Source organism: Marinibaculum pumilum (assembly GCF_042646425.1).
Lineage (GTDB): Bacteria > Pseudomonadota > Alphaproteobacteria > Ferrovibrionales > Ferrovibrionaceae > Marinibaculum > Marinibaculum pumilum.
In genome coordinates this window covers 1-19,755 of record NZ_JBHRTR010000035.1, presented here as the reverse complement: position 1 = coordinate 19,755, position 19,755 = coordinate 1, and the positions used below count along the sequence as shown (strand labels likewise).

Annotated in this window: 22 protein-coding genes; 9 read left to right on the top strand and 13 right to left on the bottom strand. The window is 70.0% G+C overall.

All coding sequences use genetic code 11. From position 1 onward, the window contains the following. Positions 1 to 23 precede the first annotated feature (23 nt). Both ACFOGJ_RS22105 and ACFOGJ_RS22100 read right to left on the bottom strand, forming a co-directional pair. Positions 24 to 713 (bottom strand): EI24 domain-containing protein, encoded by a 690-nt coding sequence (locus tag ACFOGJ_RS22105; protein WP_379904679.1) that lies wholly within the window; start codon positions 711 to 713, stop codon positions 24 to 26. A gap of 102 nt (positions 714 to 815) precedes the next feature. Beyond that, positions 816 to 2,240 (bottom strand): amidase, encoded by a 1,425-nt coding sequence (locus tag ACFOGJ_RS22100; protein WP_379904677.1) that lies wholly within the window; start codon positions 2,238 to 2,240, stop codon positions 816 to 818. Between the two features lie 185 nt (positions 2,241 to 2,425). On the opposite strand from ACFOGJ_RS22100, the gene ACFOGJ_RS22095 reads away from it, so the two are divergent. Then, a complete protein-coding gene (locus tag ACFOGJ_RS22095; protein WP_379904675.1) occupies positions 2,426 to 3,418 on the top strand; it encodes an adenosine kinase in 993 nt (330 codons plus the stop codon). 48 nt (positions 3,419 to 3,466) lie between these two features. Continuing rightward, positions 3,467 to 5,203, top strand: coding sequence for an adenylate/guanylate cyclase domain-containing protein (locus ACFOGJ_RS22090; protein WP_379904672.1), 1,737 nt, complete (start codon positions 3,467 to 3,469; stop codon positions 5,201 to 5,203). 6 nt (positions 5,204 to 5,209) lie between these two features. Here ACFOGJ_RS22090 and ACFOGJ_RS22085 read toward each other — a convergent pair whose 3' ends face one another. Continuing rightward, positions 5,210 to 5,704 carry a hypothetical protein gene (locus ACFOGJ_RS22085; RefSeq protein WP_379904670.1) on the bottom strand — a complete coding sequence of 165 codons (495 nt, stop codon included), beginning with the start codon at positions 5,702 to 5,704 and terminating at the stop codon, positions 5,210 to 5,212. 198 nt (positions 5,705 to 5,902) lie between these two features. On the opposite strand from ACFOGJ_RS22085, the gene ACFOGJ_RS22080 reads away from it, so the two are divergent. Together ACFOGJ_RS22080 and ACFOGJ_RS22075 are read left to right on the top strand one after the other, a co-directional pair. Then, entirely contained in the window at positions 5,903 to 6,406 is a 504-nt protein-coding gene (locus tag ACFOGJ_RS22080) for a PaaI family thioesterase (RefSeq protein ID WP_379904668.1), read from the top strand. Positions 6,407 to 6,591: 185 nt separating this feature from the next. Continuing rightward, positions 6,592 to 6,867, top strand: a complete 276-nt coding sequence (locus ACFOGJ_RS22075) for a PaaI family thioesterase (protein WP_379904666.1) — start codon at positions 6,592 to 6,594, stop codon at positions 6,865 to 6,867. Positions 6,868 to 7,042: 175 nt separating this feature from the next. Here the strand turns inward: ACFOGJ_RS22075 and ACFOGJ_RS22070 are convergent, their stop codons facing one another. The 8 genes from ACFOGJ_RS22070 to hisB all read right to left on the bottom strand — a co-directional run bounded on the left by ACFOGJ_RS22070 (position 7,043) and on the right by hisB (position 11,842). Next, positions 7,043 to 7,411 (bottom strand): histidine triad nucleotide-binding protein, encoded by a 369-nt coding sequence (locus ACFOGJ_RS22070; RefSeq protein ID WP_379904665.1) that lies wholly within the window; start codon positions 7,409 to 7,411, stop codon positions 7,043 to 7,045. A gap of 38 nt (positions 7,412 to 7,449) precedes the next feature. Next, entirely contained in the window at positions 7,450 to 7,809 is a 360-nt protein-coding gene (locus ACFOGJ_RS22065) for a phosphoribosyl-ATP diphosphatase (protein ID WP_379904663.1), read from the bottom strand. Then, a complete protein-coding gene (gene hisF, locus ACFOGJ_RS22060) occupies positions 7,796 to 8,644 on the bottom strand; it encodes an imidazole glycerol phosphate synthase subunit HisF (protein WP_379904661.1) in 849 nt (282 codons plus the stop codon). The genes ACFOGJ_RS22065 and hisF overlap by 14 nt, the downstream gene beginning before the upstream one ends. Next, complete coding sequence (gene hisA / locus ACFOGJ_RS22055; RefSeq protein WP_379904659.1) at positions 8,644 to 9,381, bottom strand: 1-(5-phosphoribosyl)-5-[(5-phosphoribosylamino)methylideneamino]imidazole-4-carboxamide isomerase; 738 nt, start codon at positions 9,379 to 9,381, stop codon at positions 8,644 to 8,646. Before hisA ends, hisF begins: the two co-directional genes overlap by 1 nt. Before the next feature lie 86 nt (positions 9,382 to 9,467). Further along, on the bottom strand, positions 9,468 to 10,019 hold the full coding sequence (locus tag ACFOGJ_RS22050) for a GNAT family N-acetyltransferase (RefSeq protein WP_379904657.1): 552 nt from the start codon (positions 10,017 to 10,019) through the stop codon (positions 9,468 to 9,470). Next, complete coding sequence (gene hisH / locus ACFOGJ_RS22045; protein WP_379904655.1) at positions 10,016 to 10,657, bottom strand: imidazole glycerol phosphate synthase subunit HisH; 642 nt, start codon at positions 10,655 to 10,657, stop codon at positions 10,016 to 10,018. The genes ACFOGJ_RS22050 and hisH overlap by 4 nt, the downstream gene beginning before the upstream one ends. Next, the gene (locus ACFOGJ_RS22040; RefSeq protein WP_379904653.1) at positions 10,654 to 11,139 is read right to left on the bottom strand and encodes a DUF2628 domain-containing protein; all 486 of its coding nucleotides are present in this window, start codon (positions 11,137 to 11,139) and stop codon (positions 10,654 to 10,656) included. Before ACFOGJ_RS22040 ends, hisH begins: the two co-directional genes overlap by 4 nt. Positions 11,140 to 11,236: 97 nt before the next feature. Next, positions 11,237 to 11,842: an imidazoleglycerol-phosphate dehydratase HisB gene (hisB, locus tag ACFOGJ_RS22035; RefSeq protein WP_379904651.1), complete on the bottom strand. Its 606-nt coding sequence runs from the start codon at positions 11,840 to 11,842 to the stop codon at positions 11,237 to 11,239. Between the two features lie 309 nt (positions 11,843 to 12,151). Between hisB and hslV the strand changes: the two genes are divergently transcribed. The 3 genes from hslV to ACFOGJ_RS22020 all read left to right on the top strand — a co-directional run bounded on the left by hslV (position 12,152) and on the right by ACFOGJ_RS22020 (position 14,991). After that, a complete protein-coding gene (gene hslV, locus ACFOGJ_RS22030) occupies positions 12,152 to 12,688 on the top strand; it encodes an ATP-dependent protease subunit HslV (RefSeq protein ID WP_379904649.1) in 537 nt (178 codons plus the stop codon). A 98-nt stretch (positions 12,689 to 12,786) separates the two neighbouring features. Then, a complete protein-coding gene (hslU, locus tag ACFOGJ_RS22025) occupies positions 12,787 to 14,103 on the top strand; it encodes an ATP-dependent protease ATPase subunit HslU (RefSeq protein WP_379904647.1) in 1,317 nt (438 codons plus the stop codon). 99 nt (positions 14,104 to 14,202) lie between these two features. Next, positions 14,203 to 14,991, top strand: a complete 789-nt coding sequence (locus ACFOGJ_RS22020) for an SDR family NAD(P)-dependent oxidoreductase (RefSeq protein WP_379904645.1) — start codon at positions 14,203 to 14,205, stop codon at positions 14,989 to 14,991. 29 nt (positions 14,992 to 15,020) lie between these two features. Here ACFOGJ_RS22020 and ACFOGJ_RS22015 read toward each other — a convergent pair whose 3' ends face one another. Then, entirely contained in the window at positions 15,021 to 16,007 is a 987-nt protein-coding gene (locus ACFOGJ_RS22015; protein ID WP_379904643.1) for a helix-turn-helix domain-containing protein, read from the bottom strand. 216 nt (positions 16,008 to 16,223) lie between these two features. Between ACFOGJ_RS22015 and ACFOGJ_RS22010 the strand changes: the two genes are divergently transcribed. Then, entirely contained in the window at positions 16,224 to 17,450 is a 1,227-nt protein-coding gene (locus ACFOGJ_RS22010; protein WP_379904641.1) for a substrate-binding protein, read from the top strand. 19 nt (positions 17,451 to 17,469) lie between these two features. Beyond that, positions 17,470 to 18,999, top strand: coding sequence for an amidase (locus ACFOGJ_RS22005; RefSeq protein WP_379904639.1), 1,530 nt, complete (start codon positions 17,470 to 17,472; stop codon positions 18,997 to 18,999). Between the two features lie 10 nt (positions 19,000 to 19,009). Here ACFOGJ_RS22005 and ACFOGJ_RS22000 read toward each other — a convergent pair whose 3' ends face one another. Then, a complete protein-coding gene (locus ACFOGJ_RS22000) occupies positions 19,010 to 19,618 on the bottom strand; it encodes a Smr/MutS family protein (RefSeq protein WP_379904637.1) in 609 nt (202 codons plus the stop codon). Between the last annotated feature and the right edge of the window lie 137 nt (positions 19,619 to 19,755).

The following is a 19,755-nucleotide window of genomic DNA, read 5'->3' as shown; positions in this document are numbered from 1 at the left end:
GGGCCGGGGCCGGGGAAGATGCGTCAGGCGGCGCTGCGCCGCTGAATCCGCTTGAAGCAATGCACCATCGCGGCAGTGGCAATCAGGGGCCAGATAATATTCACGATCGGGATCGTCAGCATGAACGTGATGAAGGCACCGACCAGCCACAATCGCCCCTGGTTCGCTTTCCGCAATCGGCGGGCCGTCGTCTTGTCGACATGGCGCCACGCGACCAGTTCGAAATATTCGCGGCTCAGAAGATAGCCGTTCAGCCCATAGAAAAGAACCAGGCTGATCGGCGGAATGATGAAGGTCAGCACATAAAGCGGGAGAATCAAGAGGTTAAGAAGGATGACGATGCCGGCGAATTTCAGCGACAGCCAAAGGGCCGGTCCGAAGGGCAATTCGCGGCCGGGCGAATCGGATGGATAGTGCTTTCGCTCCACCGCTTCGGCTATGTCGTCGAGGAACATCGACATGAACATCGTGACGATCGCCGGGAACAGGAACGCCATCAGCACCACCACGCCGAGCCCGCCGCCGATATCGACCAGGTAGTTCACCCAGCTCCACCAGTCGGACTGGAACTCCGGCACCAGCGACAGCAGGTACCAGGCCAGGATCGCCACGGCGACGAAGGCGGCCAGGGTCAGGCCGACGCCGCGGATCAGGACGCTGCGGAACGCCGGGTCGCCAATCTGGTCGATCGCGCGGGAATAGTCTTGCAGCATGGGTTCAGCCTCGAGCCAGCGAATGACGGCCCTGTGTGGCCGCCGCCGCGGCCGTGGTCAAGATATCAACGACGGACGTCCGTGCAGCCGCACGCCGCCCCGTCAGCCCCGCGGGTCGATCGGCACCATGCCGGCCAGGCCCAGCTCCGCTTCCAGCGCGGCCGCCGCCTGCAGCAGCCGCGCCTCGCCACCGACCGGCGCCATCATCTGCAGGCCGACCGGCAGGCCGGCGGCGGTGAAGCCGACCGGCAGGGACAGGGCCGGACAGCCGGTCAGGGTGATCGCGAAGGTCATCACCAGCCAGGCGACATAGTCCTCGTAACCGTCGCGACCGCGATAGGGCAGATAGCGGCGGGCATGGGGGAAGGGTGGCGCCACCACCACCGGGCAGAGCAGCAGGTCGTGGTCGGCGAAGAAGCGGCTGCAGGACCGGTACAGTTCGTCGCGGGCCCGCAGGGCATGGCCCAGGCCGAGCGGCGTCTGGTCCAGGCCGCGCTGCATCTCCACCTGGATCTCCGGCTTCATGGTGGCGATCTGCTCGGCCTGCAGGGCCGCAAAGGCGGTCACCCGGAACTGCCCGCGCAGCGCGACGAAACTGTCCTCGGCGCCGCTGAGATCGGGACAGGCGGCATCCACGTCGGTGCCCATGGCAGCCAGCCTGTCGGCGGCCGCGCGACAGATCGCCACCACTTCCGGGTCCACCTCGGCGATGCCCAGATCCGGCGAGAAACCGGCCCTGGCCGGCGGCGCCGGGTCCAGGGCCGCTTCCAGGAAAGGCTGCGGCGGCGGCGGCCGCAGATGCGGGTCGGCCAGGGGCGGCGCGCCCGGCACCGGCGCCACCATGGCGTCCAGGAACAGGGCGGTGTCGGCGACGGTGCGCGCCATCGGCCCCTCCACCGCCAGGCTGTTCCACAAATGGCCGCGCCGGCCCATCGGCACCCGGCCGACGCTGGGCCGCAGGCCGACCACGCCGCAGAAGCTGGCCGGGATGCGCAGGGAGCCGCCGAGGTCAGAGCCATGGGCCAGCCAGACCTGGCCCGCCGCCAGGGCCGAGGCCGCGCCGCCGGAGGAGCCGCCGCAGGTATGGTCGGTCTTCCAGGGATTGCCGGTCACGCCGAAGACCTCGTTGAAGGTGTTCGACCCGGCGCCGAATTCCGGTGTGTTTGACTTCGCCACCACCAGGGCGCCCATCGCCTCCAGCCGCTCGACGACGGGATCGCTCTCCGCCGGCACATGGTCGGCGAACAGCGGCGAGCCGTAGGTGGTGCGCACCCCGGCGACATCGGTCAGGTCCTTGATCGCCACCGGCAGGCCGTGCAGGTAGCCGGGCGGCGCCTCCGCTACCGGCTTCAGCGTCTTTGCCGCGGCGCGGGCACGGTCGAAGCACAGGGTCGGCAGCGCGTTGATCGCCCCGTCCGTCTCCGCGATCCGCGCCTCCGCCGCGTCCAGCAGGTCCGCCGGCGCCACCTCGCCCCGCCGCAGCGCATCGCGCGCCGCGCAGGCGGTCATCCTGATAAGCTCGTCCATGTCGTCATCCTGGCGCGACGGCCGCGGGCCGTCCAGCGATCATGCATGCCCAGACGGGGGACCCGGGCGCGGGTCCGGGGGCGTGTCCGACGGAGGTGCCGGTGGGGGCCGCGGTTGCGGGCAGGCGGTGGCTCCCTATACTCCGCGCCGCATGAGACCCCCCGAAATCATTGGAAGGAAGACAGATGGCTGATCCGAAGTTCGACGTGCTGGGCATAGGCAATGCGATCGTCGACGTCCTCAGCCATTCCGACGATGCCTTCCTCCAGCGCCATGACATGCCGAAGGGCACCATGTCGCTGATCGACGATGCTGCGGCCGAGGCGATCTACGCCGATATGGGCCCCGGCATCGAGGCTTCCGGCGGCTCCGCCGCCAACACCATCGCCGGCCTGGCCGCCATGGGCGGCAGTGCGGCCTTCATCGGCAAGGTGCGCGACGACCAGCTGGGCACGGTATTCACCCACGACATCCGTGCCGCCGGCGCGGCCTTCGACACCCCGGCCGCCGCCGACGGGCTGCCGACGGCGCGCTGCCTGATCCTGGTCACCCCGGACGCGCAGCGCACGATGAACACCTTCCTGGGCGCCTCCACCGGCCTGGGGCCGGAGGATGTCGACCCGGCCAAGGTGGAAGCGGCGTCGGTGACCTACCTGGAAGGCTATCTGTGGGATCCGCCGCGGGCCAAGGAGGCCTTCCGCAAGGCGATGGAGATCGCCAAGGGCGCCGGCCGGCAGGTCGCGCTGAGCCTGTCCGACCCGTTCTGCGTCGACCGCTATCGCAAGGAGTTCCGCGAGCTGGCGGACGGGCCGGTCGACATCCTCTTCGCCAACGAGGAGGAGATCAAATCCCTGTATGAGGTGGAGGACTTCGATTCCGCCCTGCAGGCGGTCCGCGGTAAGGTCGGCGTGGCGGTCCTGACCCGCTCCGAAAAGGGCGCGGTGGTGGTCACCGCCGAAGAGACCCACCGGATCGAGGCGGAGCCGGTATCGAAGCTGGTGGACACCACCGGCGCCGGCGACCTGTTCGCGGCCGGCTTCCTCTATGGGGTGACGCAGGGGCATGACCTTCCGACCGCCGGCCGCATCGCCGCCATCGCGGCGGCGGAATGCATCTCCCATTTCGGGCCGCGGCCGGAAGCCGATCTCAAGGCGCTGCTGCGCGACCGTTTGGGCTGAGGACCATCCGAAGCACATGAGCCCGGCCGGCCGGCCGGGGGCCGCGCGGTGAGCGCGGTCGCCCGGTCCGGCGGCTGGAGCCTGCCGCGCCCCGGCCGGCGGGCGGCGCAGCTGCGCCTGGCCAGCGGCCTGGTGCTGTTCGCCTTCGTCGCCACCCACTATCTGAACCATGCCGCGGGCCTGGTCTCGCTGGCCTGGATGGAGGCCGGCGCAAGTGCCTTCACCGCGGTCTGGCGCAGCCTGCCCGGCACCGTGCTGCTGTACGGCGGGCTGGTCGTGCATGCTGCGCTGGCGCTCTGGTCGACCTTCGCGCGGCGGACCTGGCGCGGCATGGGCCGGGGCGAGGCGGTGCAGATCCTGCTCGGCCTGGTGATCGTGCCGCTGGCGGTCGCCCATGTCAGCGCCACCCGCGGCATCGACGAGTTCTGGGACTTCAACGACCGCTATGCCTATGTCCTGCACTCCCTCTATGTGACGGAAAGCTGGGACGGGCCGCTGCAGATCGTGCTGCTGCTGGTGGTCTGGCTGCACAGCTGCCTGGGCATCCACTACTGGCTGCGGCTGAAGCCCTGGTATCCCCGCGCGCAGCTGACCCTCTACACCCTGGCGATCCTGCTGCCGCTGGCCGCCCTGCTGGGCTTCGTCCATGCCGGGCAGGAGGTCGGCCGCCTGCTGGGCGATCCCGCCTGGCGGGACGCCTATCGCGACAGCCTGAACTATGCCGGCCCGCAGGTGAACGCCTGGGTCTATGCGATGAACGACCGGGTGCGGATCGGCACCGCCGTGCTGCTGGCCGCCCTGCTGGCCGGCCGCTACGCCTGGATCCTGCTGGACCGTCGCCGGATGCGGGTGACGATCCGCTACCCGGACAGCCGCACCGCGCAGATCCTGCCCGGCAGCGCCACGGTGCTGGAGGCGAGCCGCGAGGCCGGCATCCCGCATGCCTCGGTCTGCGGCGGCCGCGGCCGCTGCTCGACCTGCCGGGTGAAGATCCTGGAAGGGGTCGCCGGGCTGGCGGATCCCAGCGCCGACGAGGTCCGCGTGCTGCGCCGGGTCAATGCGCCGCCCGGCGTGCGGCTGGCCTGCCAGATCCGGCCGCGGGCCGACCTGCAGGTGGTGCCGCTGCTGCCCGCCGGGGCGCAGCCGGCGGAAGCCCGCCGCCGCGACCGCTTCGCCACCGGGCAGGAGATCGAGATCTGCGTGCTGTTCGCCGACCTGCGCGCCTTCACCCGCTTCTCGGAGAAGAAGCTGCCCTATGACGTCGTCTTCGTCGCCAACCAGTATTTCCGCCTGATGGGCGCGGCGGTGGAACGCGCCGGCGGCCGGGTCGACAAGTTCATCGGCGACGGGGTGATGGCGCTGTTCGGCCTGGCGGAGGCGGAGGCCGGCGGCGATGCCGGCTGCGCCGCCGCGCTGCGGGCGGCCGGCTACATGGCGCAGGCGCTGCAGGAGCTGAACGACAGCATGGGCCATGACCTGGACGAGCCCTTCCGCCTGGGCATCGGCATCCATACCGGCCATGCCATCGTCGGCGAGATGGGCTATGGCAGCGCCGTGTCGATCACCGCGATCGGCGACACGGTGAACACCGCCTCCCGCCTGGAGGCGGCGACGAAGGAGTTCGGCGCCCAGCTGGTGGTAAGCCGCGAGGTCGTGGACCGCGCCGGCAACCCGCCGGACGCCTTCACCGCGGCCGAGATCCAGGTCCGCGGCCGCGACCAGCCGCTGGGCATCTACTGGCTGGCGGACGCGACGGTGCTGGCGGAGGAAACGGTCGTCGGCTGAACGGCGTCAGGCCTCCGGCCCGGCCTGCCGCATCTCCAGCCGCGGCCAGGGGCCGAGCAGGTTGAGCACCCGAGCCAGGGCGTGCTGGCCGGTGCGCTGGTTGCTGAGGCCGGCCGGGGTGACCGCCGCGACATGCACGGTGGCCGGATTGTCGACCCCCAGGAAGACCAGGGCCGGGGTCGCGACGATCCAGGCGGTGCGCACCTCCAGCGCCATGACGCCATGCGCGGCGGCCGGCCCGGACGCGCTGCCGACGACGGTGCCCAGAAGATCCGCCCGCGCCCGCACGTCTGCCAGCAGGCCGGCGGTGCCGTCCGAAGGCTCGTAGAGGCCGCCGGTCATCGCCAGCCGCTCCGGCGCATCGGTGAGCATCGGCGCCAGCGCGACGTCCAGGCGGCCGTCCCAGTCCAGGCCGCAGAACGCCGTGCCGCCGAAGGCCTTTCCGACCAGGGCTGGCCAGCAGCTGCCGACGGGCCCGGCATCCGCACTGTTCGCTCTCATCTGCCGTCTCCGCGGCGGGTCCGCCGGACATGATGACAGGGCCGGTGCGGCGGCCCAAGCCCTGGCGATCGCGGCCCCGACCGCCCGGCCGATGCCGCATCCTGTCGCGGCAGCCGGTCGGGGGCGTTTCCAGGATCACGCATCGCGGCAGGCCGTGTAAACTGCAGCCGGACGATGTGGATACGGGGTGAGGCCGGGATGGAAGCTGCCGCAAACCGGGCCGCCGGCGCGGACGGTGCCGAAGGGGCGCTGCCGGACGGCGTCTCGATCGCCAAGGTGGAGGCCTATTTCGCGGAGGTGCTGCCGCTGTTCGGCCTGTTCGGCCTGCGGCTGGACGTGCTGGAACCGGGCCGGGCGGAGATCGTCCTGCGGCCGGAGGCGCGGGCGCTGCGGCCGGGCGGCGGGGTCGCCGGCCCGGTGATGTTCGCGATGGCCGATGCCGGGCTCTATGCCGCGATTTTCGGCCTGCGCGGGATCGTGCCGATGGCGGTAACCAGCGACCTGGGCATGCATTTCCTGCGCGCCGCCCGATCGGCGGAAATCCGCTGCGCCGTGGAGATCACCAAGGCGGGACGTCGCATGGCCTATGGCGATGCGCGCCTGACCGACGCGGAGGGCCGGCTGGTCGCCCGCGGCAGCGGCAGCTATGCGCTGCCCCTGCCGGGCGAGGAGGCGCCGCCCGGCGCGCCGGCGCCATCATGAGCCTGACACCGCAGGTCTCCGACTACGAAGCGCGGGTGCGCCGGGTCTTCGACCGGCAGGGGCTGATGGAGGCGTTCGGGGTCGCGCTGCAAGAGGTGGGGCCCGGCCTCTGAATCCTGCGAGTCGATTATCACGGCTCGCGGGCGAAGCTGCAGTCGACCATCCAGGACGCCCTGCTGGGCGCGATGGCCGATACCGCCGCCAGCCTGGCCGTGCTGACCCTGGTGCCGAAGGGGCACGGGGTGGTCGCGGCGGAGTACAAGGTCAACTTCCTGGAACCGGCGGTCGGCGACCATGTCGAGGCACGGGCCAAGGTCCGCCGCTATGGCCGCACCTTGTCGCTGGTGGAGGTCGAAACCGTGTCGGTGGCGGATGCGGACGGGTCGGAGACCCTTTGTGCCGTCTCCACCCACACCATCATGCGGTTGGAGCCGCCGAAGGACGAAACGGCGCAGACGTAGGGACTGCTCATCCCTTGCCGTCGCCATCGGGCCTGACCCGATGGCCATGACGATCCGGCGCCGCAGCCGGGCAGCAATGCCCCGCTGTGGCATCGCCCTGCCACGATCCCCGGCTCGGGGGCCGGGGATGACGGAGAAGGTGAGGGGCCGCAACGCCGGATATTGGCTGCTGCGATCAGTCCTTCGGCTTCACCAGCATCGGGCCCAGCGGCCGGCCGGCCAGGATATGGACATGCAGGTGCGGCACTTCCTGGTGGCTGTCCGGGCCGTGGTTGAACAGCAGGCGGTAGCCGCTCTCCGCCACGCCGGCATCGCGCGCGACCTGGCCGGTGGCCTGGACGAAGTCCACGATCTCTTCCGCGCTGGCCTTGGCGGCGAAGTCGTCATAGCTGACGTAAGGACCCTTCGGGATCACCAGGATGTGGGTCGGCGCCTGCGGGTTGATGTCCAGGAAGGCGAGGCTGTGCGCGGTCTCGTGCACCTTCTTGCAGGGAATCTCGCCGCGCAGGATCTTGGCGAAGATGTTATTCTGATCGTAGGCCATCGCGGCTCTCCCCCTTCGACCGGCCGGCGGGGCCGGCCCTACTCGTTGCGCTTCTTCTTTTCCTCCAGGCCCGAGGTGCCGTGCCGGCGGGCCAGCTCCGCCGCCACGTCTGCCGGCGCCACGCCGCGGGCCGCCCAGAGCACCAGCAGGTGGTACAGCAGGTCGGCACTCTCCGCCACGACCTCGTCGCGGCCCTGGCCGACGGCGGCGATCACCGTCTCCACCGCCTCTTCGCCGGTCTTCTGCGCGATCTTGTCGATGCCGCGGGAGAACAGCTTGGCGGTGTAGGATTCCTTCGGGTCGGCGCCCTTGCGGGCCTCGATCGTCCCGTACAGCCCGTCCAGTATCTCCGCCAGCTCGGTCACGTCTTTCCGCCTGCTTCCGCTATCCCTCGCCATGCGCCTGCCGCGGTGCCTCCGCCGGCGGCGCCTCGTCGGGCCGATGGCTGTCCCAGCTCTCCACCGGGCGCATCGGGATCCCTGCGGCCGTCATAAAGGCCTTTGCCTCGGGAATCGAGTGCGTGCCGAAATGGAAGATCGACGCGGCGAGCACGGCGGTCGCGCCGCCGTCGCGGATGCCGGCGACCAGATGCTCCAGATTGCCGACGCCGCCGGAGGCGATCACCGGCACCGGCACGGCATCCGACACCGCACGGGTCAGGGCGATGTCGAAGCCCGCCTTGGTGCCGTCGCGGTCCATCGAGGTCAGCAGGATCTCCCCCGCCCCGGCCGCCACCATGCGCCGCGCCCAGTCGACCGCGTCGATGCCGGTGCGGTTGCGGCCGCCATGGGTGAAGACCTCCCAGGCGGGGCTGCCGTCGGGGCGGTCCTCGACCTGCTTGGCGTCGATCGCCACCACGATGCACTGGCTGCCGAACTTGTGCGCCGCCTCCTCCACGAATTCCGGCCGCTCCACCGCCGCGGTGTTGATGGACACCTTGTCGGCGCCGGCCAGCAGCAGCTGCCGCACATCCTCCGCCCGGCGCACGCCGCCGCCGACGGTCAGCGGCATGAAGCACTGCTCGGCGGTGCGGCGCACCACGTCCAGGATGATGCCGCGCCGTTCGTGGCTGGCGGTGATGTCCAGGAAGCAGAGTTCGTCGGCGCCGGCCGCATCGTAGACCCGCGCCTGCTCGACGGGATCGCCGGCATCCGCCAGGTCGACGAAATTGACCCCCTTCACCACCCGGCCGTCCTTCACGTCCAGGCAGGGGATGATCCGCGCCTTCAGCATCAGGCGGCCCGCCCGGCAATGTCGAGGGCGGCGGCCGGATCGACCCGGCCGTCATAGAGGGCACGGCCGACGATCACGCCGTCGATATTGGCGCCGGCAGCGACCTCCGCCTTCAGGGCGGCGATATCCTCCACCCCCGCGACCCCGCCGGAGGCAATCACCGGGATCGAGACCGCGCGCGCCAGGGCAGCCGTCGCGGCGACGTTCACCCCGGCCAGGATGCCGTCGCGGTCGATGTCGGTGAAGATGATCGCCGCGGCACCCGCGCCCTCGAAACGCCGCGCCAGTTCCTCCGCCGGCAGTTCGCCGGTCTGCGCCCAGCCTTCGACCGCCACCTTGCCGCCGCGGGCATCGATGCCCAGCGCAATGCGGCCGGGCCAGCGGGCGCAGGCCTGCCGCACCAGGTCGGGGCGCTTCACCGCCATGGTGCCCAGCACGACCCGGTCGATGCCCCGGTCCAGCCAGGCGGCGGCGGTGTCCAGGTCGCGGATGCCGCCGCCGAGCTGCACCGGCACCTTCGTCGCGGCCAGGATCGCCTCCACCGCACCGGCATTGACCGGCCGGCCGGCAAAGGCGCCGTTCAGGTCGACCACGTGCAGGCGGTCGAAGCCGGCAGCGGCGAAGCTGCGGGCCTGAGCGGCCGGGTCGTCGTTGAAGACGGTGGCGTCATCCATCTCGCCCTTGCGCAGACGGACGCAGGCGCCGTCCTTCAGGTCGATGGCCGGATAGATCTTCATGCGATGGTCCCAGAAAGGGCGAGACGGGCCGGAACGGCCGGTCCCGCGGTCGCGGGGCCGGGAGCCTGTTCAGCCGGCCGCCGGACTCAGCGCCGCCACTTGCCGTGCGGCTTCAGGTCCTTGGTGTAGTAGAAGCCGCGGACATAGCGGCCGTTGGTATAGGCGTAGCGCTCCTTGATGCCCCAGCGCTTGAAGCCCTCCGCCTCGTACAGGGCGATCGCCGCGGTCTGCGTCTCCCGCACGTCGAGGTCGATCTGGTGGAAGCCCTGCTCCACCGCGGAGCGGGCGACCGCGCGGATCAGGCCCTTGGCCAGGCCATGGCCACGCGCCCAGGGCGCGATGAAGAAGGTGGTCAGGGTCGCGGCATGGGCGCTGGCCTCGTTGTTGGCCGGCGGCTGCAGCAGCTGGGTGCTGCCAACGATGCGGCCGGCCAGCCGCGCCACGTAGAGCTCGCGTTCCGGCACCAGCAGGACGCCGCGCCAGTAGTTCGCCAGGGTCTGGCGGCCCGGCGGCTGCAGCCAGCCGAAGCCGTTGCCGTCGATGATCGCCTCTTCCGTCGCCTCGCAGAGGGCGTCGAGATCCTCCTCGCCCAGCTCCGTGACCAGATCGATCTTCGTTTGATTCTGCGCCAGATTCATGGTGCCCACCGAAGGAAGTTGGCGATCAGCCGACGGCCGGTCGCCTGGCTTTTCTCGGGGTGGAACTGCGTGCCGGCCACATTGTCCCGCGCTGCGATCGCGGTGACAGGCCCGCCATAGTCCACCGTCGCCTGGATCGCCGCCGGTTCCTCGGCGACGAGATGATAGCTGTGCACGAAATACGCATGATCGCCCGGCCGGAGCCCCCGCAGAAGCGGATGAACCGTTTCGAAGACCAGGTCGTTCCACCCCATATGGGGAATTTTCAGGCCGGAATCATCCGGCGTCAGTGCGACAACTTCGCCCGGGATCCAGCCGAAGCCCGGCCAGCTGCCATGCTCCAGGCCGCGGCTGGCCAGCAGCTGCAGACCAACGCAGATGCCCAGGAAGGGGCGGGCGCGGGCGCGCACCGCCTCGTCCAGTGCCTCCGTCATGCCGGGCAGCGCCTGCAGGCCGTGCAGGCAGTCGGCAAAGGCGCCGACCCCGGGCAACACGATCCGGTCGGCGGCTGCGACCCGGTCGGGATCGGCCGTCACCTCGATCGCGCCGCCATAGCCGATCTCCGCCGCCGCCCGCTCGAACGCCTTGTGCGCCGAACGCAGGTTGCCGGAACCGTAATCGACGATCGCCACGCTCATGGCCGGCCCTCCGCCGCCGGCCGGGTGGCCGCATCCCAGGGCCCGCCGGCCGCAACTGCCTGTTCATTGAGCGCGAGGTTGCCGCTTTTGCGATCATTTCCGCGTGCATCCAGGACTTCCAGCACACGCAAGGCGGCCTCGTCCGCATCGGCGGCCGCCACGGCGCCGACATTCCGATAGCCCTGGCGCTGCAGGCGCCAGCGCCGCCAGTCGTTGGCGCTGAACCCGACCAGGACCGCCAGGCCCAGGCCCAGCGCGATCTCCACCGCCTCTCCCGGTGCCGCCATCACGGTCAGGGTAGAGGTGGCGAGGATGCAGATCAGGTACAGCAGCAGCCCGGTCCACTGGCCGCGCCAGACCGCCCAGAGCAGCGGGAGGAAGAAGGCCGCCCAGCAGAATCCGTCCTTCACCAGCTCGAAAGCCGGCGGGCTGCCGCCATCGGCCGGGGCCGTGTCCTTGAGATGTACCGTGTACAGTCGCATGGTCGTTCAGAAACCGCCTCGCTGCCGCGCCGGCGGCCCGGAACGACCCGGGCCGCGGTGCGGGGAAGACCTCCCCTCCTGGAAAGCAAGGGCCGTGCTAGAGGCTGCCGCCCAGCACGCCTTTCGTCGACGGCACCTGGTCGGGGACCCGCGGGTCGAGGGTCACCGCCTCGCGCAGGGCGCGGGCGAGGCCCTTGTAGCAGGACTCCACGATATGGTGGTTGTTCTCGCCATACAGGTTGTCGACATGCAGGGTCAGGCCGGCCGACTGGGCAAAGGCCTGGAACCATTCCTTGAACAGTTCCGTGTCCATGTCGCCCAGCTTCGGCCGGGTGAAGTCGACCCGCCAGACCAGATAGGGCCGGTTGGACGCGTCCAGCGCCACCCGGGTGCAGGTCTCGTCCATCGGGATCACCGCCGAGCCGTAGCGCATGATGCCCCGCCGGTCGCCCAGCGCCCGGGACAGCGCCTCGCCCACGGCATAGCCGCTATCCTCGGTGGTATGATGGAAATCGATATGCAGGTCGCCCTTGGCCTGGACATTCAGGTCGAACAGCCCGTGCCGGGCGAGCTGGTCGAGCATATGGTCCAGGAAGCCGATCCCGGTCTGGATGTCGGACCGGCCCGTACCGTCCAGGTCGATACGCGCCAGGATGTCGGTCTCGCGGGTCGTGCGCCGCACCTCCGCGACGCGACGCGCCACGGCAGCCTGTTTCGCAGGCGCCGCCTTGCCCCGCCCGGACGTCTTGCGTCCGGAAGCACTCTGCGCTGCCACCTTGTCGCCAGCCATCTGCCGGATCCCCAGCCATTCGCTTCGCCGCGGCTTCCCTGCCACGACGGCGCGCGATATAGCAGCATCGTCGCCCAATGACCAGAAAGGCCGGCCGGAAAGGCCGCACCTGCGTGCCGGGGCCGGGCTGAACTTGATCGCCCCGGCGCCATGACTACATGAGGCCCACTGTCCCGGCTGTCACGACCGACCGCCATATTCCCAGCCCTTGAGGAGTCCCCAGTGTCCGAAACCTGGCATGGAACCACCGTCCTTTCAGTCCGCAAGGGGGGCAGGGTCGTGGTCGCCGCCGACGGCCAGGTCACGATGGGCCCGACGGTGATGAAGGGCAGTGCGCGCAAGGTGCGGCGCCTGGCCGGCGACAAGGTGCTGGTCGGCTTTGCCGGCGCCACCGCCGATGCCTTCACCCTGTTCGAGCGCCTGGAGGGCAAGCTGGAGCAGTATCCGGGCCAGCTGACCCGGGCCTGCGTGGAGCTGGCGAAGGACTGGCGGACCGACCGCTATCTGCGCCGGCTGGAGGCGATGATGGCGGTGGCGGACAAGGACGTGTCCCTGATCCTGTCCGGTACCGGCGACGTGCTGGAGCCCGACGACGGGCTGATCGGCATCGGCTCCGGCGGCAACTACGCCCTGGCCGCGGCCCGCGCGCTGGTCGACCTGCCCGACATGGATGCCGAGGCGGTGGCCCGCAAGGCGATGAAGATCGCTGGCGAGATCTGCATCTACACCAACGACAATGTCGTGCTGGAGGCCCTGTGACTGAGTATTCCGGCGGCGCCCAGAGCTGGACCGAACAGCCCGACCCTTCCGTTCCCGCCGGCGGCATCGACCGCCCGGACAGATCCGAGACCGACAGAATGAGTGACTTCTCCCCCCGCGAGATCGTGTCCGAGCTGGACCGCTACATCATCGGCCAGAAGGAGGCGAAGAAGGCGGTGGCGATCGCGCTGCGCAACCGCTGGCGGCGGATGCAGCTGCCTGACGCGCTGCGGGACGAGGTGCTGCCCAAGAACATCCTTATGATCGGCCCGACAGGCGTCGGCAAGACGGAGATCTCGCGCCGGCTGGCGAAGCTGGCGCAGGCCCCGTTCATCAAGGTCGAGGCGACCAAGTTCACCGAGGTCGGCTATGTCGGCCGCGATGTCGAGCAGATCGTCCGCGACCTGATGGAGACCTCGCTCTCCATGACCCGGGAGCGCAAGCGCAAGGACGTCGCCGCCCGCGCCCAGCTGAACGCGGAGGAACGGGTGCTCGACGCCCTGGTCGGCGACAAGGCCAGCCCCGACACAAGGCAGAAGTTCCGCACCATGCTGCGGGAGGGACGGCTGGACGAGAAGGAGGTCGAGCTGCAGATCCAGGACACCGGCGGTGCCGGCCTGCCGACCTTCGACATTCCCGGCATGCCGGGCGCGCAGATGGGCATGATCAACCTGAACGACATCTTCGGGAAGATGGGCGGCCAGCGCACCACCTCGAAGAAGATGAGTGTCGAGGACAGCTACGAGGTCCTGCTGCGGGAGGAGAGCGACAAGCTCCTGGACGAGGACCAGGTGACGAAGGAGGCGCTGTCCGCGGTGGAGCAGAACGGCATCGTCTTCCTGGACGAGATCGACAAGATCACCGCCCGCTCCGACTACCGCTCCGGCGGCGGCGATGTCAGCCGCGAAGGCGTGCAGCGCGACCTGCTGCCGCTGATCGAGGGCACGACCGTCTCCACCAAGTACGGCCAGATCAAGACCGACCATATCCTGTTCATCGCGTCGGGCGCCTTCCACCTGGCGAAGCCGTCGGACCTGCTGCCTGAGCTGCAGGGCCGGCTGCCGATCCGGGTCGAGCTGCAGCCGCTGACCCGCGAGGATTTCGTCGCCATCCTGAAGGACACCGAAGCCTCCCTGATCAAGCAGTACATCGCGCTGATGAAGACCGAGGAGGTCACCCTGGAGATCACCGACGACGCCATCGGCGAACTGGCGACGATCGCGGCGGAGGTGAATGCCAGCGTCGAGAATATCGGCGCCCGGCGCCTGCACACGATCATGGAGCGGGTGCTGGAGGAACTGTCCTACACCGCCACCGACCGGTCGGGAGAGACGGTGACCGTCGACGCCGCCTATGTCCGCGAGCATATCGGCGAACTGGCGAAGAACGCCGACCTGTCGAAGTTCATCCTGTAGCCTGCTCCCAGCACGATTGCCCGCGCTGCGGCGCCTTCCTAGACTGCCGGCCGCCGCAGGCGATTGCGGCTGCATTCGGGGGAGGAAACCGCTTTGACCATGGATCTCAAGGGCGCGACGGCGATCGTCACCGGTTCCAGCCGCGGCGTGGGCGAGGCCTGCGTGGAGCTGCTGGCGGCGAAGGGCTGCAATGTCGTCATCAACTATTCCGCCTCCAGGGCGGAGGCCGAGGCGGTAGCCGAGCGCTGCGCGGCGAAGGGCGCGGAGACCCTGCTGGCGCAGGGCAATGTCGCCGAGGATGCCGATTGCCGCCGCATCGTCGACGCCGCGATGGAGAAGTGGGGCCGCATCGACGCGCTGGTGAACAATGCCGGCACCACCAAGTTCTGCGCGCACGAGAACCTGGAGGGCCTGACGGCGGAGGACTTCCAGCACATCTACAGCGTCAACGTGATCGGGCCTTACCAGATGACCCGCGCCTGCGCCCCGCACATGAAGGCGCGCGGCCGCGGCGCAGTGGTAAACGTGTCCTCCATCGCCGGCACCTTGGGCATCGGCTCCTCCATCGCCTATGTCTGCTCCAAGGGCGCGCTGAACATGCAAGGCGTGGCGCTGGCCCGCGTGCTGGGGCCGGAGATCGCGGTGAACACCGTCTGCCCGGGCTTCATCCAGGGCGAATGGCTGCGCAAGGGGCTGGGCGACGCCCGCTACGAGGCGACGAAGGCCGGCTACGAGGGCCTGGTGCCGCTGAACAGCTCCAACACCGCGATGGACGTGGCGGAGACCATCGTCTGGCTGATCGAGGGCGCGCCGAACGTGACCGGTGAGACGATCCAGGTCGATTCCGGCATGCACCTGGTCCGCACCGCGGGCATTCCCAAGGAATAAGACGACGAGAGCAGGAGGGCGGGCGCCGTCTACCGCCGGCGACGCAGCGAACTGGGATTGCAGCCGAAGGCCTTCCGGAAGCTGCGGCTGAAATGGGAGAGGTCGTTGAAACCGGCGTTGAAAGCGGCGTCGGTAACCTGGCGAACCTCGCCTTCCGCCAGCGCCCGGTAGCTGGCGGCCAGACGCTCCTGCAAGAGCCAGCGCATCGGCGTCGTGCCGTCGGCGACGAAGAGCCGGTTCAAGGTGCGGCGGGAGATGCCCTGCGCCGTCGCGATCGCATCGGTGTCGAGCGACGGATCGTACAGGTTCGCCCGCATGAAGGCCTTGGTGCGGCGCAGCAGGTCGGCATGGCCCTGGTCGCGGTCCGCGCGGCCGCCCAGCTCCGCCTCGATCGCGGCGGCGACGATGTCGATCGCCGAAGCGCCGAGGCGGGTCAGGTCCGCCGGCCCGGCATCGGGCATGCCGCGCAGGAGCTGCTGCAGCACCGTCGCGGCGAGCTCCGCGAACAGGGTCCCGCCCGCCAGCCGGCTGGCGGTCAGGCGCCCGGCCTCCGGCAGCCGCTCGGTCAGCGCCGGCCAGGGCAGGTTGAGCATGATGCTGGCGCTGTCGCCGGTCACCGACACGGAAAACGGCCGGGCCTGATGATAGAGCACCATGTCGCCCGGCCGCAGCCGGGCGACCCGGTCGTCCTGCATCACCGCGACCTCGCCGCGTTCCACCAGCATGACCTGGAAATGGTCGCGGGGGTCGCGGCGGATCGCGGCCGGCCGCCGGTCGAACCGCAGGGCGCCGTGCCCCGACAGGGTGATCTCGCCCAGCTCCAGCGGGCCGCAGGCCCAGTTGGAGGCCCGGGAGGCGAACACCTTCTCCGACTCCCGGCGGCAGTCGCTCTCCGAATAGTGCCGGCAGATCCAGTCGTGCCAGAAGTCGAACCGGTCGCTGTCCCTGACGGTGATGACCCTGTCGCCGATTGCGCCCAAAGAAGCTGCCCCGCCGCCTGCGTCGCGGACGGCCATGCCGCCGCGATCCTCTTTCCGCAGATCTTGGCGATTTCGTCAGGCGGTGCAAGGCGCCCCACTGCCCCGGAACGGCGCCGCGCAGCCCTGGCACCCAACTTCAAATTTCAGGCAGGCAGGAGCGAGCGACGGCCGCAGGGGCGGTGATATCCCGGTCTTCATGGCGGGCCCCAAGGCCCGATGAGCAGAGGCCATGGAGACAGGGAAGGGTCCGACATGACCGATCACCCCCAAGGGGCCAGGAGCGGCCCGAACCGGCGCCGCTTCCTTCAGGGCAGCGCGACCGCTGCCGGTGCCATTGCCCTCGGCGCCGGCACCTGGGTCCTGCCGGCGAAATGGGCGCATGCCGCCGGGCCGATCAAGATCGGCATCGCCACCGACATCACCGGCCCGATCGGACCGGCCGGCAATGCCGACTGGAACACCGCCCAGATGGTGGTGAAGCAGATCAACGATGCCGGCGGCATCGCCGGCCGTCCGGTGGAGCTCTACCTGGAGGACACCGCCTCCAACGAGACGGTGGCCGTCGGCAATGTCCGCAAGCTGATCCAGCAGATCCAGGTGGACGTGGTGATCGGCGGCGTCACCTCTTCGATGCGGCAGGCGATCAAGGATCCGATCGTCCGCCGTGGGCGAACCCTCTACATCTATCCGCAGCTGTACGAGGGCCAGGAATGCACCCCCTACCTGTTCAACACCGGGCCGACCCCGGCGCAGCAATGCGACCGGCTGATCCCCTGGCTGATCGAGAAGGGCAACAGGCGCTTCGCGATGCCGTCGGCGAACTTCGCCTGGCCGACCCTGCTGAACAAGTATGCCCGCAAGGTGATCGAGGCGAATGGCGGCGAGGTGGTGTTCGAGGAATACTATCCGCTGGACCAGATCGAATATTCCGCCACCGTCGCCAAGATCGTCGGCGAGAAGGTCGACTGCGTCTTCAACACCGTCATCCCGCCCGGGGTCGGGCCATTCTTCAAGCAGCTCTACGAGGCCGGCTTCCAGAAGAATGGCGGCCGCCTGTGCTGCGTCTACTATGACGAGAACCTGCTGAACGTGAACCGGGCGGAAGAGATGGAGGGGCTGGCCTCCTGCCTCGACTTCTTCCAGGACATCGAGGATCCGTTCAGCCGGCAGATCCTGGCCGACTACAAGGCGATGTTCCCGGACACCCCCTACCGCTTCACTGCCGGCGGCGCCGCGACCGGCACCTGGCGCGGCCTGAAACTGTACGAGCAGGCGGTGATCGCCACGGGCGGCGACGTTTCCCGCGATGCGGTGAACGAGGCGATGCAGACCGCGAAGATCGCGCAGGGCCCCGGCGGCGGTGCCGAGATGGTGCCGGGCAAGTGGCACTGCAGGATGAACATGTACATCGCGGTCGCCCACAACGGGCAGTACGACGTGGTCGAGAAGGTCGACATGGTCGATCCGCAGGAATGCTGAGCGGTGGAAAGGTGAAGCCGTGACGATCCCCGCCCCGACCATCGACGAGCTTCGCAGCCATGCGACGACCCTGGGCCTGGTCATCGACGATGCGGACCTGCCGGCCTACCAGGCATTGATCGAGCCGAACCTGGAGGCCTATTGCGCGCTCGACGTCATCGAGGACGAGATCCTCACCCCGCGCTATCCGCGCGGCCCGGCGCGACGACCGGAACCGGACGAGAACCCGTTCAACGCCTGGGCGGCCATGGTGGAGGTGAAGGGCGCCGCCGACGGCCCGCTGACGGGCCGGACCGTGGTGCTGAAGGATAATATCTGCCTGGCCGGGGTGCCGCTGCTGAACGGCACGCGGTCGTTCGACGGCTTCCTGCCGTCCAGCGACGCGACCGTGGTGACCCGGCTGCTGGATGCCGGCGCCACGATCACCGGCAAGGCGCATTGCGAGTTCATCAGCGGCTCCGGCGGCAGCCATACCGGCGCCTGGGGCCCGGTCCGCAATCCGCACCGCCCGACCCACATGGCGGGCGGTTCCTCGTCCGGCTGTGCGGTCGTGGTCGCCACCGGCGAAGCCGACATGGCGATCGGCGGCGACCAGGGCGGTTCGATCCGGATGCCGGCCAGCTTCTCCGGCATCGTCGGCATGAAGCCGACCCACGGCCTGGTGCCCTATACCGGGATCGCGCCGGTCGACCCCACCATGGACCATGCCGGCCCGATGACCGCGACGGTCGCCGACAATGCCCTGCTGCTGGCGGCCATCGCCGGTGCGGACGGGCTGGACCCGCGGCAGCGGCAGCCGGTCGTCGGCGACTATCTGGCCGGCATCGCTGATGGCGTGGCCGGGCTGCGGATCGGCATCGTCGGCGAAGGGTTCGGCCTGCCGGTCTCCGAACCGGATGTCGATGCCACGGTCCATGCCGCTGCGGACGCCCTTGCCGCCCTCGGGGCCATCGTGGAGGAGGTGTCGGTCCCGATGCATGCCTCGGGCGCCGCGGTATGGCTGCCGATCACCGCGGAAGGCGCGCTGCGGACCCTGGTCCACGGCCATGGCCTGCCGACCCTGGCGCGCGGCTTCTATCCGATCGACCTGCTCGACCGGCTGGCGCAATGGCCGGACCTCGCCGCGGAAATGCCGGCGAACTGCATCATGGTCCTGCTGATGGGGGAGCATATGAACCGGCGCCATCACGGCCGCTACTATGCCAAGGCGCAGAACCTGCTGCGCCGCGCCACGGCAGCCTATGACGCGGCGCTGTCGCGCTACGACCTGCTGGTGATGCCGACCACGCCGATGAAGGCGACGCCGCTGCCGCCCGATGACGCGCCGATCGACCTGATCGTGCAGCGGGCCTACGAACCGCTCGCCAATACCGCGATCTTCGATGCCACCGGGCATCCCGCCCTCAGCCTGCCCTGCGGCTTCAGCGACGGGCTGCCGGTCGGCCTGATGATGGTCGGGCGGCATTTCGAGGAGGCAGTGATCTACCGCGCCGCCCATGCGCTGGAGGCGCATCTGGCGCTGGACCTGCGGCCGGGTTCGCCGCGCTGACCGGCCGGGTTCAGGACGGGGACCCTGCCTTGCCGGGGCGGCTGCCCGGCCCCTTCCGGCGGAGCTGGATGTAAAGGGCACCGCTGCCGCCGTGCAGCGGGCCGGCGGCGGCCACGCCGACCACCAGGTCGGCCAGTGCCGGTTCCCGCAGCCAGTGCGGGACGGCGCTGCGCAGCACGCCGCGGCGTTCGGGGATCGGCAGGTCGCCATCCTCGTCGCGACCGCCGGCGCCCGGCGGCGCGCCCTTGCCGGTGATCACCAGGACGAAACGCCGGCCCGACCGGGCGGCACCCTGCAGGAAGGCGGCGAGGGCCGCATAAGCGCTGGCCTGGCGGTGGCCATGCAGGTCCAGCCGCGCGTCGATCGGCGTCCTGCCGCGGCGCAGCCCCTGCAGGGTGCGCCGGTCGATGGTCAGGCTGCGGGACGGCGGCGGTGGCGGGGGTTTCGGCTTTGTGGCGGCGGGCGGCGGCTTGCGGCGCGCTGCCGGCTTCTGCTTCGGCGTCCCGACACCGGCCGCCGGGGCCGGAAGCTCCGGTTCAGGGACGGCGATGTCCCAATTGTCGAGCGGTGCCACCTGCGCGGCGACGCTCTCCCAGAGCGCCAGGTCCTCCGCGCTCAAGGCCCCGCGGCGGCGACGCCGCTTTCCATCCTGCTCCGCCATGCCGCCCGGCCACCCTAGGACACCGACTCATAAGCGCGCAGCCAAATTCGGACAGCAGCGAGCTTGATGAGTGCGAGGTAGTTTTCCGGCATTTT

Bases quoted from the DNA above. Each gene is read 5' to 3' on its own strand.
- ACFOGJ_RS22105 (WP_379904679.1), bottom strand. From the start codon at position 713: ATGCTGCAAGACTATTCCCGCGCGATCGACCAGATTGGCGACCCGGCG.
- ACFOGJ_RS22100 (WP_379904677.1), bottom strand. From the start codon at position 2,240: ATGGACGAGCTTATCAGGATGACCGCCTGCGCGGCGCGCGATGCGCTG.
- ACFOGJ_RS22095 (WP_379904675.1), top strand. From the start codon at position 2,426: ATGGCTGATCCGAAGTTCGACGTGCTGGGCATAGGCAATGCGATCGTC.
- ACFOGJ_RS22085 (WP_379904670.1), bottom strand. From the start codon at position 5,704: ATGAGAGCGAACAGTGCGGATGCCGGGCCCGTCGGCAGCTGCTGGCCA.
- ACFOGJ_RS22080 (WP_379904668.1), top strand. From the start codon at position 5,903: ATGGAAGCTGCCGCAAACCGGGCCGCCGGCGCGGACGGTGCCGAAGGG.
- ACFOGJ_RS22075 (WP_379904666.1), top strand. From the start codon at position 6,592: ATGGCCGATACCGCCGCCAGCCTGGCCGTGCTGACCCTGGTGCCGAAG.
- ACFOGJ_RS22070 (WP_379904665.1), bottom strand. From the start codon at position 7,411: ATGGCCTACGATCAGAATAACATCTTCGCCAAGATCCTGCGCGGCGAG.
- ACFOGJ_RS22065 (WP_379904663.1), bottom strand. From the start codon at position 7,809: ATGGCGAGGGATAGCGGAAGCAGGCGGAAAGACGTGACCGAGCTGGCG.
- hisF (WP_379904661.1), bottom strand. From the start codon at position 8,644: ATGCTGAAGGCGCGGATCATCCCCTGCCTGGACGTGAAGGACGGCCGG.
- hisA (WP_379904659.1), bottom strand. From the start codon at position 9,381: ATGAAGATCTATCCGGCCATCGACCTGAAGGACGGCGCCTGCGTCCGT.
- ACFOGJ_RS22050 (WP_379904657.1), bottom strand. From the start codon at position 10,019: ATGAATCTGGCGCAGAATCAAACGAAGATCGATCTGGTCACGGAGCTG.
- hisH (WP_379904655.1), bottom strand. From the start codon at position 10,657: ATGAGCGTGGCGATCGTCGATTACGGTTCCGGCAACCTGCGTTCGGCG.
- ACFOGJ_RS22040 (WP_379904653.1), bottom strand. From the start codon at position 11,139: ATGCGACTGTACACGGTACATCTCAAGGACACGGCCCCGGCCGATGGC.
- hslU (WP_379904647.1), top strand. From the start codon at position 12,787: ATGAGTGACTTCTCCCCCCGCGAGATCGTGTCCGAGCTGGACCGCTAC.
- ACFOGJ_RS22020 (WP_379904645.1), top strand. From the start codon at position 14,203: ATGGATCTCAAGGGCGCGACGGCGATCGTCACCGGTTCCAGCCGCGGC.
- ACFOGJ_RS22015 (WP_379904643.1), bottom strand. From the start codon at position 16,007: ATGGCCGTCCGCGACGCAGGCGGCGGGGCAGCTTCTTTGGGCGCAATC.
- ACFOGJ_RS22010 (WP_379904641.1), top strand. From the start codon at position 16,224: ATGACCGATCACCCCCAAGGGGCCAGGAGCGGCCCGAACCGGCGCCGC.